Source organism: Soehngenia sp., assembly GCF_055108775.1.
The window spans coordinates 1-9,960 of sequence record NZ_JBSQIL010000059.1 but is presented as its reverse complement, the minus strand read 5'-3'; the positions used below and the strand labels follow the sequence as shown (position 1 = coordinate 9,960).

Below are 9,960 nucleotides of genomic sequence, written 5' to 3'. Positions count from 1 at the left end.
TAATGAAAGGTAAATTAGTTATTGCAGGCGGAAACTTAGAAGAAAGCGAATATAAAATTCATAAATATTTTGTAGAGAATGCGTCTAAACATGGAAATAAAATTGCTATAGTTCCAACTGCATCTGGAAATGAACCAATTGAAACCATAGAACACGTTAAATCGATTTGGAAAGGACTGGGGGTAGATGAAGATAATATTATAATAGTTCCAATATATGGTGACGAAGGTAGTTTTTGGCGAGATCCACCCCTTGGAGACGATGACGAAATTGTCGATACTTTTGTTGACATAAATGGGTTCTGGTTTACAGGCGGAGACCAATACTATACTCACAAAGCTTTTATTAGGAAAAATGGGGATGACACGAAAGCCCTTATGAAAATGAAAGAGATATATGAGACAGGAGGCATAATTGGGGGCACTAGTGCAGGAGCAGCAATAATGAGTAAAGTAATGATAGGTTCAGGGGATAACACTGATGTGCTAAAAGGTAGGATAAAATATGGCTATGATGATTATGATGAAGAAAATGATGACTATATGAGAATAGTAAAAGGATTAGGATTTTTTGAATTGGGCATAGTAGATCAACATTTTGATAAGCGAGCTAGGCTCCTTAGACTTGCTAGAGCAGTATTGGAATCTGATAATAAGACTTTACTAGGATTTGGAGTATCTGAGGACACAGCATTGATATATGATAAGGACAAGGAGACTTTAGAAGTATTAGGGTCTGGTGCGGTTTTTATGCTAGATTCAAGGCGAACAAAAAACTGTAAAACAGATGAAAAATTTTCTTTTGAAAGAATAGAAGTAAGCATATTTAGAGATGGTGAACGAATAGAGCTTACACTATGATTATTAAATAAAGTTTGAAATAATTATTAGAATTATACCTGCAACAATATTACTAAGTATTGGTTCTCTTGTATTTTTTTCTGATTTGGCAGTAAATGAATCATCTTCATACATGTTTAAAATACCTTTATTTTTAGGCTTTTTAAAGATTGATTTTATGGAAGATGACTTTGAAAACAATTTAAATAGTTTAAGACCATCTTCTGACAAATAATTAATCCAGCCAATAAGTAGGAGTAAGCCTCCTGAAAAACCAAACAAAATATTAAGCCTACTAAATTCAAAGAATAAGAGATTATCTAAGACATATATTAGAGCTGAGGATATAACTAATTTTAGAATCAGGTGTTTAATAAACATAAATCGCATAATTTCATCTCCAATGATATAATTATAAATTATAGCATAAGCTAAAGCATTAAACAATTCTGAATGGATAGGTGATATTATGCAAAAGAGCATAGTTTTGATAACAGGTTCTGGGAATACAAAAAAACATCTTTATAGTCAGCTTCGAGAGTTTATTCCTGAGTATATAACTATTAAAAGTTTGGCGATTGAAGAGAATGTCCCAAATGAAATAACTGCAGACTTAATGATATATTCAAGTGAAAATCTTGTAAATGAACTAAAAGAAAGAGGAATAAAGTTAAATTGTAAAGATTATATAATAAGCGAAAGAAGTATAAATTTTGATCATATTGAACTGGTTGCAAATATTCCTCCCAAAACAGAAGTTTTACTAGTTAACGATGAGAAGGAAACTGCACAAAGTTCAATTGAAGACTTGATGGAGTTAGGATTAAACCATATAAAATATTATCCATATTATCCAGGGATTGATAAATATAAAAAATTAAAAATTGCGATAACACCTGGAGAATCAGATAAAGTACCTGACTGTGTAGAAAAGGTAATAGATTTAGGACCTAGGATTATGGACATTAACACTCTTTACAAAATAATGGATAAATTAAATTTTGACAACAAAGATACAAGATTTTTTACTAAGAGATATATGCAAAAAATCATAAATGTATCAAAAAATATTTCTTTAGTCAATAATAACATAAACACTTTAAACACGTATCTTAACAATATAGTAAACAGTTTAGTTAACGGTATACTGGTAATCGATGAAAATGGGTACATCAAATACGCTAATGAACAGATGACCAAATTACTTTCTCCAGACAAAAGGAATATTGAAAATAGAAATGTAAAGAACTTAGTTGATAAAGAAGTTTTAAAATACTTTATGAGTGCTGAGTTTTATGAAAATAAAGAAATAGAAATTGCAGGACTTATTATAAAAGCATCAAAATTTAAGATTCCAAATAGTGATAATATTGTCATAACAACGAGTAAAGAAAAAAGAGCAAATTCTAAAAGCAAATATAGTCATGATTTACTCTTAAAAGGACATTTTGCAAAATATGATTTTGATGACATAATTGGGAAAAGTCCTCAAATAAACGAAGTTAAATTAACTGCATTGAAACTTTCAAAGTCTGACTTAACAGTATTAATTGAAGGAGAAAGCGGTACAGGAAAAGAATTATTTGCATCGGCAATTCACAATACATCAAAACGAAAAGACGGACCATTTTTAGCCGTTAATTTCAGTGCACTTCCTGATGAGTTGATTGAGTCTGAGCTTTTTGGATACGAAGAAGGAGCTTTCACTGGGGCAAAAAAAGGAGGGAAAATAGGATTATTTGAGTTAGCTGATGGAGGAACGATTTTTTTAGATGAAATTGGCGACATATCTTTAAAAGTACAGACTAAATTATTAAGGGTACTACAAGAAAAGGAGATAATGCCGATTGGGGGAACAAACATTAAATCAGTTGATGTTAGAGTTATTGCAGCAACAAATAAAGATTTAAGGAAAATGGTAAAAGAAAAACAATTCAGATCTGATCTTTATTATAGATTAAAAATTGGATATATCAATTTACCACCTCTTAGACAAAGAGTTTCTGATATTAAAGATTTAGTCGAATATTTTATTTCAAAAGAAACATCTAAAAGAATAGATATTTCAAAAGAAGTGATTGAGGAATTTGAAAGCTATAAATGGCTAGGTAATGTAAGGGAATTAGAGTCAACAATTAAATATATGCTAGCTGTAAGAACTAGTGAAATATTGACAATAGAGGATTTACCTGATAAGAAATTTTTCGAGGAAGAAATAGAAAATTATGATTGCGAAGATGAATATGAATTCAAAATTCTTAGTGGAGAGATGTTAACTATATTGAATACAATTAAAAAATTAGAAGATAACAATTTAAATGCAAGCAGAGAAAAAATAACGAAGTTTTTGAATGATATTGGGATAAATATAACAGAAAATATGATAAGAACTAAACTCAATTATTTAGAAGAATATGGATATATCACTAAAACTAGAGGAAAGAAAGGCACAGTCTTAACCAGAAAAGGATTGGCTTATTTGAATAGTATGATTATTGAAGGTGAATAAAATGAATATGAGAAAAATAATTGTAGAAGACAACCCTTCATTTGAGCAAGAAGTATATGAATTTGGGGAGAATCACCCTAAACTAATGATAACTGCTGGGATTCATGGAGATGAAGTAGCTGGGATATCTATAGCATATGAGTTGATTGAGTTTTTAAACAGTACAAAGCTTAAAAATGGGAGCATCAAGATTATGCCTAAGTGCAATCCAGTTGCAACTAGGGGATTTAGTAGAACTTCTTTTTATGATGGAGTGGATATGAATAGAATATTTCCTGGAAATGAAATAGATGGGGCAACTCATAAAGCTGCAAAAAATATTTGGGATGAAGCTTGTGATATGGATATAATAATTGATCTACATTGTGCAAATCAATATTCGATACCTTATATTCTATCAATATATGATAAATTTCCAAAGGCACTATCAGTTATAAATCATTTGCCACTAGATAATTTAGTTCAGTCGGCAGGGCTTAGAGGTCAATTCTTTGTTGAAAGCAATTACTTAAGGGAGCAAATTGCATTTATCATAGAAATTCCAAGTGGGTCGTCAAAAGGTGCAATTAACACTCATTTAGCGAAAAAGTGTTTTGAGGCCTTAAAAAATCTGCTAATAGCTCTTGACTTTATCGAAGGAAAAACCGTTAACAATCCACCCACATATTATGGAGAAATTTTTGAAATAAAAACACCTGCTTCTGGATTGTTTAAACCAATAAAATCATCAGGAGATATGGTATATGAGGGGGAAATATTAGGGGAAATTGGTGATTTTAAATTAATAGCTGAAACTGATTTAAAGGTTCACAGCATAATACCTGATTCTTTTGTATACAAAGGAGATTTCATATATTCATATATATTAAAAAAGTAAACTTAAAGCTACCTTTAGGAGGATAACATGATAAAACTAATTAGGAACGGGATAGTATATGCTCCATCATACATTGGAAAGAAAGACATATTGATTGCTGATGACAAGATAATTGATTTAAGGGACAATATATCTTTGGAAGGACTTGAGTATGAGTTAATAGATGCTAAGGGAAAATTCGTAGTTCCTGGGCTTATTGATAGCCACGTACATGTATGTGGCGGTGGCGGAGAAGGTGGATACAAGACAAGAACTCCAGAAATCACTCTTACGGATATAACTACAGCAGGGGTTACCACAGTTGTTGGAGTCCTAGGTACAGATGGAACATCAAGAACAATGTCAAATTTATTAGCTAAAGTTTATGCTTTAAATGAAGAAGGAATTACAGCATATGCTTACACTGGATCATATCAAGTGCCAGTAAGAACTGTAACAGGAAGCATTACTGATGATTTGATATTGATAGAAAGAATAATAGGGACTGGTGAAATAGCTATATCAGACCATAGATCTTCTTGTCCAAGTGTAGAAGAACTTATTAGGCTTACATCAGATACTAGAGTTGGCGGGATGCTATCAGGCAAAGCTGGAGTAATAAACTTACATTTAGGAGATAGCAAGAATCCACTAAAGATAATTTATGATCTACTTGACAAATCTGATATACCAATAACTCAGTTTTTACCGACTCATATGAGTAGAAATGAATGGATTTTGGAAGAAGCAATTGAGTATGCAAGGCATGGAGGATATGTCGACTTTACAACAAGCACAACTAAAAAGTTCATAGAAGAAGGAGAAATATCATCAAGCAAAGCAGTAAGAAAAATGATTGACCATGGAATAGACATATCGCAAATAACAATTTCGTCAGATGGACAGGGAAGTCTACCTTCATTTGACAAAGAAGGAAATCTTGTTGGGCTAATGATTGGGAAAGTCTCCTCAATTTTGCAATGTATAAAAAATATGTATTTTGAAGAGAGGATAGATTTCGAAAGCTGCTTAAAGGTAGCCACAGAGAACCCTGCTCAAATATTGAAATTAAAGAACAAAGGGCAAATTAAAAAAGGTTTTGATGCTGATATATTGATTTTGAGTAAAGAAACTTTAGATTTGGATACATTAATCTCAAAAGGGCAAATCATGATAAAGCAAAAGGAAATTAAAATCAAAGGAACTTTTGAATAAATACTATGAAATTTCATAGTATTTATTATTATTTAAAGCAAATAAATTTGTAAAATTGGATTTAGATTTATAAGAGCAAATTTTATACATTTGTGTTTATTTTTGGGAATATGGGTAATATAAATTCAAAAGGGGGAATAATAATGACAGTAAAAGTTGTAATAGACAGTATTTGCTCACCTTCTTTGAATTTGGTGAGAGAGCACAATATTCCTATAGTACCTATAAATATTCATGTAGGTGAGGATATATTTGAAGATGTGATTGATGTTGATGCACAAGAACTTTATGAAAAATTAGAAAAGGATGAAGTTAAAATAACAACATCAGCACCATCTTATGAAAGATTTTATCAAGAGTTCAAAATGGCAATTGAATCTTATGACCATTGCTTATGTATGACAGTAGCATCTTCGGTTAGCAACACTTACTCGTTAGCTATGAAGGCGAGAGAGGAGTTTAATGAAAAGGATAGAGATCGTATAATTATATTTGACACCAATACTGCAGGACCAGCCTCTAGTTTATTAGTGATGGAAGCTATAAAAATGGCTGAAAATCAGGAAGATATTGACCAAATATTAAATGTTTTAAATGAATTAAGGCCGAACGCAAAATTTTCCCTTATATTATCTACATTGAAATATGTTCAAAGAAGTGGAAGAATTGGCAAAGTAGCCTCAGTAGCTGGTGATTTATTCAATATAAAGCCACTAGTATATTTAAAAAATGGTGAAATTAAATTTTTTGGTAGAGCAAGAGGAATGAATCAAGGGTACAAAATGATGATAGAAGAGCTAAAAAAAGATACAGAGGGCAAAGATATGTTAAGGGTAGCGATATCTCACTCAAATGTAGAGGATGAGGCGTTAAAGCTTAAAAGCATGATAGAAGAAGTCTACCCTGATTTAAGCATTGACATCTCTCCTCTAACACTTGCTATTGGACTACATGTAGGGCCAGGAGTTGTTTCGATAGGTTATACTTATAAATAGCTTATTCAATAGTTACTATTATTGGATTTTCGCTACCTGAAAATATAGTATATATATTGTCAATATCTGGATATTTATCATTAATCCTCTTTAATAGTATATTAATTTCATCTTTAGTTAGATCATAACCATAATATATTGTTAAACTGTCACCTTTTTGAGGATTTAATTTTTCAATTGCTTCCATGGCTAGATCTAAATAATATTTTACATCGTTTGTGCTAACTTCTTTAACAATTTGTTCATTTATTATTAAATGGCAAACATCTTCTGTATGATTTAGTCTAGCATAATTTGTATAACTTGATAATCTTTCGATTTCTGATTTTGAAGGTAAATCTTCAGAATACATTGAAATAAGTACCGACAAAATTTGAACTTCATTTAATATATAGATGGGGCTAGGTGAATTCAATTGAATTTTTTCTGTAGATAAAATCAAAGTATTTGAGTTAATATACTCATTTATAATATTTTTCTTTTTATTAGTAAGTTCTTTATCCATTGCGGCATCTGCACCAGACATTGCATACATTGCGATTAGACCAGGGCTAGAACCAAAAGCTAATATGTGGTATTTTCTCGATTTCATTTCATCTTGAGAATAATCTGCATATTGGCTTTGCATATCTCTTATGATAATATTTTCTATTTTTGATATTTTATAAACCTCTTCAATTACTCTAAGAGGATTAGATGTGTGTATGTGAACATAAATGCCAGATGAACTATCTCTGGTTATTAGTTCATCACCTAAGGTTGACAAAGAAGCTCTGAGAGTTGGTTCTATTTTTTTCTCTTGAGCAGCTACTTTGAACTCCATATCATAAGGGTTTTCGAAATCGAAACTATCATCATATACAAAGTAATTTTTTTCTAAATCTATGGTTATATCATCATTAACATCTAACCCTATGGCTTTTGCAAGAGATGAAAAAAACAAATATAGTCCCCAAGCCCCAGCATCAAAAGCATCTTTGTTTTTTAATACCGAAAGTATGTCCTTTGTTTTTAGAAGGGATTTTTTAGATTCAAAAAACAAATCATTAATAAATTCATCAAGTGTTGTTTTGTCCGATACTTCTGCTTTTTCAGCTACTTCTCTAGCAACAGTGAGTATCGTGCCTTCTTTAGGATTCATTAAGGAATTATATGAAGATTCATAAGCGGTTTTGAAAGCTTTAGATAATAAATTTAAATCTGCTTTATCGTGTCCTTCAAAGGTTTCACTTAATCCTCTGAAATATTCGGATATAATAGCCCCAGAATTGCCAGTGGAACCTGATCTAGCACCTAAAAAAATTGCTTTAGATATATCATCGAGTTTATCTGAATCTATATTAATCAAATTTTCATAAGCCGACTCAACAGTTGCTAAAAGATTATTTCCGGTATCTCCATCAGGAACAGGATAAAGGTTTATCTTATTTAAATTGTCTTTTTTCTCCTTAAGTTCTTTAAGATAAATGGAGATAGTGTCTTTATAAATTTTACCGGTAAAATATGAATTTTTCATTTTTTCCTCCTCATAATGTAGTAATCAATACTTATAATATACCAGAAAAAAAGATAATTAATCAGAAAAATGAAAGAGAGGTTTGATAAATGATATACTTATTTTAATACTAGCTTATTTATTAGGCTCTATTCCAACTGCATTCATTATAGGTAAAATATTTGAGAAAAAAGATATCACAGAACTTGGTAGTGGAAACGTAGGTACGATTAATGCGATTAAGAATTTTGGCATTATACCAGGTGTTTTGACATTTTTATTTGATGCGTCAAAAGCGGTATTAGCAGTTTCAATAGCAAAAAATTACAGCAGATATGATATATTACCATATTTTGCATCGTTTCTTGTTATTTTAGGGCATAATTTTAGCATTTTTCTGAAATTCAAAGGAGGAAAAGGATTAGCATGCCTAGTTGGTATATTACTGATAATTTCTCCTGTTACAATAATATATCTATTTGGGTTTATTGGTATTTTGACTCTTGCTTTCGGGAAAAAAGCAAATGCAGCAACTGGAATTGGAATTTTTATCCTGCCAATTATATTATATTATCAAAATGCACCATTAGAAGGAGTCATTACTAGTTTCTTAATTTCTTTGCTTGTTATGTATAAGAATTTAGATTATATAAAAGCTTTTCTAAATAAAGAATCTTAATATTAGGAGAAGGATAAAATCATGGAAAAACAATCCAAATATTCACCTGCTGTAACAGTAATAATATTATTTGGGGTTATTAGTTTACTAGGAGATGCAGTATATGAAGGAGCTAGAAGTGCAAACAGCCAATATTTTAATCTGTTAAATGTAAGTGCTACTCAAGTAGGAATAGTTTTCGGAATTGGAGAATTTATAGGTTATGCTTTAAGGTTAATAGCTGGAATTTTCTCAGACAAGACAAGGCGATATTGGCTATTTATGTTTTTGGGATATGGGATGCTAATAGCAGTTCCTTTAATGGGGTTTACCATGAATTGGAATATATTAATAGTATTGATTTTAATGGAAAGAATTGGGAAAGCAATAAGAAATCCATCTAAAGACACAATAGTTTCAGCAGTTGCTCAAAATCAAGTTGGAGTTGGCTTCGCATTTGGGCTTCAAGAAGCCTTAGATCAAATAGGTGCTTTAGTTGGACCATTGATATTTACACTGGTGTTTTTAGTAGCAGGAGAAAATGAGATATCACAATACCAATTAGGCTATAAAACACTATTTATTCCATTTATATTGCTAATGGGTTTTCTAATATTTTCATACAACAAGATAAAAAAAGAAAATTTGATAAAAGAAGTTCATGTAAATGACTTTATTGAAGAACAATTACAACCTACTTTTTGGATATATACTGCTTTTACTTTTTTTGCAACTTTAGGATTTTTGAATTTCAGCATTATTGGATATCATTTAAAAGATACAGGAATATTTAGCGATGGAAACATAACTTTACTATATGGGATAGCAATGGGAATAGATGCATTAACTGCTCTTTTATTTGGCAAGATTTATGATAATTTGAAATCAAAAACAGGAATAAAGACATCAGGACTTTTAACATTACTTGCAATACCTTTTTTATCAGTAATATTACCAATATTTGCATTGACTGATTCAAAAGTGCTAGTAATCATAGGAATGGTAGTTTTTGGTATTATAATGGGAGTCCACGAAACAATTATGAGATCAGCTATTGCGGATATAACACCATTTAATAAAAGAGGAACAGGCTATGGAGTGTTTAATGCAGCATATGGTTTAGCATTATTAGGAGGATCTTCACTAATGGGATTCTTATATGACAAGGGATCAATAAGCACTATAGCATTTATTGTTGCTTTATTTGAAATAATTGCACTTATGCTTTATTATAAGATGAATAAGATGATTAAATAGGTGAATTGCATAGTTATTAAAACGCAAAAAAAGAAAAACATAAAATTTGATTAGTGTATAATAATAAGACAATATAATTTATAAATACATTTTTATGAAAGATAACGATAAAGTCTTTTTGGTTGCTTGTGATTAA

9 protein-coding genes are annotated in these 9,960 nt (G+C 30.6%); 7 read left to right on the top strand and 2 right to left on the bottom strand.

Going from position 1 to position 9,960, the window contains the following annotated elements; genetic code table 11:
• The coding region (locus ACTB1H_RS07585; RefSeq protein WP_463262240.1) for a cyanophycinase at positions 1 to 860 on the top strand (860 nt) is incomplete at its 5' end.
• A 3-nt stretch (positions 861 to 863) separates the two neighbouring features.
• Here ACTB1H_RS07585 and ACTB1H_RS07580 read toward each other — a convergent pair.
• Positions 864 to 1,229: a hypothetical protein gene (locus tag ACTB1H_RS07580; RefSeq protein WP_463262239.1), complete on the bottom strand. Its 366-nt coding sequence runs from the start codon at positions 1,227 to 1,229 to the stop codon at positions 864 to 866.
• A gap of 79 nt (positions 1,230 to 1,308) precedes the next feature.
• On the opposite strand from ACTB1H_RS07580, the gene ACTB1H_RS07575 reads away from it, so the two are divergent.
• The 4 genes from ACTB1H_RS07575 (at position 1,309) to ACTB1H_RS07560 (ending at position 6,414) form a co-directional block, all read left to right on the top strand.
• Positions 1,309 to 3,348: a sigma-54 interaction domain-containing protein gene (locus tag ACTB1H_RS07575; protein ID WP_463262238.1), complete on the top strand. Its 2,040-nt coding sequence runs from the start codon at positions 1,309 to 1,311 to the stop codon at positions 3,346 to 3,348.
• A 1-nt stretch (position 3,349) separates the two neighbouring features.
• Positions 3,350 to 4,225, top strand: coding sequence for a succinylglutamate desuccinylase/aspartoacylase family protein (locus ACTB1H_RS07570; RefSeq protein WP_463262237.1), 876 nt, complete (start codon positions 3,350 to 3,352; stop codon positions 4,223 to 4,225).
• 27 nt (positions 4,226 to 4,252) lie between these two features.
• Complete coding sequence (gene iadA, locus ACTB1H_RS07565; protein ID WP_463262236.1) at positions 4,253 to 5,419, top strand: beta-aspartyl-peptidase; 1,167 nt, start codon at positions 4,253 to 4,255, stop codon at positions 5,417 to 5,419.
• A gap of 143 nt (positions 5,420 to 5,562) precedes the next feature.
• Positions 5,563 to 6,414: a DegV family protein gene (locus ACTB1H_RS07560; protein ID WP_463262235.1), complete on the top strand. Its 852-nt coding sequence runs from the start codon at positions 5,563 to 5,565 to the stop codon at positions 6,412 to 6,414.
• A 1-nt stretch (position 6,415) separates the two neighbouring features.
• On the opposite strand, the gene ACTB1H_RS07555 is transcribed toward ACTB1H_RS07560, so the two are convergent.
• Positions 6,416 to 7,930, bottom strand: a complete 1,515-nt coding sequence (locus tag ACTB1H_RS07555; protein WP_463262234.1) for a DAK2 domain-containing protein — start codon at positions 7,928 to 7,930, stop codon at positions 6,416 to 6,418.
• An 82-nt stretch (positions 7,931 to 8,012) separates the two neighbouring features.
• Between ACTB1H_RS07555 and ACTB1H_RS07550 the strand changes: the two genes are divergently transcribed.
• Together ACTB1H_RS07550 and ACTB1H_RS07545 are read left to right on the top strand one after the other, a co-directional pair.
• The gene (locus ACTB1H_RS07550; RefSeq protein WP_463262233.1) at positions 8,013 to 8,588 is read left to right on the top strand and encodes a glycerol-3-phosphate acyltransferase; all 576 of its coding nucleotides are present in this window, start codon (positions 8,013 to 8,015) and stop codon (positions 8,586 to 8,588) included.
• A gap of 21 nt (positions 8,589 to 8,609) precedes the next feature.
• The gene (locus tag ACTB1H_RS07545; RefSeq protein ID WP_463262232.1) at positions 8,610 to 9,824 is read left to right on the top strand and encodes an MFS transporter; all 1,215 of its coding nucleotides are present in this window, start codon (positions 8,610 to 8,612) and stop codon (positions 9,822 to 9,824) included.
• The last annotated feature ends 136 nt before the right edge of the window (positions 9,825 to 9,960 follow it).